We start from the raw sequence: 1,613 nt of genomic DNA on the forward strand, positions 1-1,613 counted from the left end.
GCCCTCGCCCACTCCGCCCACCCGGGTGGACCCGCCGCTGCGGGCGCACTTCCGTCCGGTCCCTTCGGCGGTCCGGTTTCACTGCGATCGATTCCGCACGGCACCCTCCGCCATGGCCATCACGCCGTTGCGGATCGCCTCCTGCGCGTGTTGGGTCCCCACGTGGGGGCCGATGATGAGGCGGGTCAGCTGGGGAACCGCGGTGGGCCATGCGGCCAGCCCGATCAGCGACAGCAGTGTCGTCGCCGCCTCCGGTCCTCCCGGCAGGTCGAGACGCCGGGCCAGCGCGTCCACCTTCATCGAGTAGCGTGCCAGCCGTTCCTGCTCGCCCGGCGGCTCCTCCTGCCATTCGTGGAGCGCCTCCCACATCAGCAGCCGCAGCAGGTCGGGCCGTTCCCGGTGGAAGTCGTAGATCCGGCCGACCCAGGCGGCGATGTCGTCACCCGGCTCCGACACCGCCTCGGCCAGTTCGTCCATCGCGGCGCCGATCACCGCGGCGAACAGCCCTTCCTTGCTGCCGAAGTGGCCGTAGACGCGTTCCTTGTTGACGCCCGCCAGCGAGGCCACCCGGTCCACCCGGGCGCCGGCGATGCCGAATTCGGCGAACTCCTTCCGGGCCGCGGCCAGCAGCTTCTTCCGGGTCAGGGTCGCGTCCCGTCGGGTCATGTCCTCACCGCACTTCGTGCTCAAATCCAACTGTTTGGTTGCTCCTGGGGGAAGCTCATGATACCGGGAAGTAAAACTCGGTGAAAGACATGCTCGGCGGCAACTTCTGCCACACCCTTCACTCATCGATGACCTGAACGTCACCATCCGGCGTCGTGAAGCAAGAGGCCACCTTTGACATCCAACTGGTTGGTTGCTTCCATGGGGGCATGAGACGCCGTTCCCCCGTTGACGCGGCAGCGAACAGGGGGCTTCCGACACCCCCGTCGAAGTCCTCCTCGCCCGCTCCCCACCACACCGGCACGGTGCCCCCGGCGGCGGCACCGTCCGGCCCCGGCTCGGACCGGGTACCGTTCACCCGAACCGTGCCGATACTGTGCGTGATCGGCGTGCTGGTCGTGGGACAGCTCTACACCGTGCTGCCGCTGCTCGACCTCTTCGCCGAGGCATGGTCCACCACGACCACCACGGCCGGCTGGGTCGTCACATCCTTCGGCATCGGCTACGCCACCGGTTTCCTCTTCTCCGGTCCGCTCGCCGATCGCCTGGGTCGGCGCCGGGTACTGGTCACCGGATTGGCGATCACCGCCGTGGTGACCGCCTCCGTCGCCGCCGCGCCCGGGCCCGCCGTCGCCTTCGCGCTGCGCGCCCTCCAGGGGCTGACCGCCGCCACCTTCGCGCCCGCCGCTTTCGCCTACCTCGCCGAACACCTTCCGCCCGAGCGCAGAACGACTGCGATGACGTGGCTGACCAGCTCTTTCCTGGCCGCCGGCGTCCTCGGTCAAGTCCTCGCGCAGTTCATCTCCGACCTGACCTCCTGGCGGGTGGTCGGGGTCGCGTCCCGCAGGGCGTCGACGACCGCCCGGGCCGGCTCGTAGCGGGTGGCGGGGCAAGGCCCGGCCGGGGAACTTGGTGGCCGGGGCGAGTCCGACACAGGAGGCCGGCGG

2 protein-coding genes are annotated in these 1,613 nt (G+C 70.0%); one reads left to right on the forward strand and one right to left on the reverse strand.

Annotated features, from left to right (window positions below):
* Window positions 1–78: 78 nt before the first annotated feature.
* A complete protein-coding gene (locus FOE67_RS25165; protein WP_182667117.1) occupies window positions 79–666 on the reverse strand; it encodes a TetR/AcrR family transcriptional regulator in 588 nt (195 codons plus the stop codon).
* Between the two features lie 365 nt (window positions 667–1,031).
* Here FOE67_RS25165 and FOE67_RS25170 point away from each other — a divergent pair, with 365 nt between their 5' ends.
* Complete coding sequence (locus FOE67_RS25170) at window positions 1,032–1,544, forward strand: MFS transporter (protein ID WP_182667118.1); 513 nt, start codon at window positions 1,032–1,034, stop codon at window positions 1,542–1,544.
* Window positions 1,545–1,613: the final 69 nt, after the last annotated feature.

This window comes from Streptomyces calidiresistens, assembly GCF_014141525.1.
GTDB classification, from domain to species: Bacteria; Actinomycetota; Actinomycetes; order Streptomycetales; family Streptomycetaceae; genus Streptomyces; species Streptomyces calidiresistens.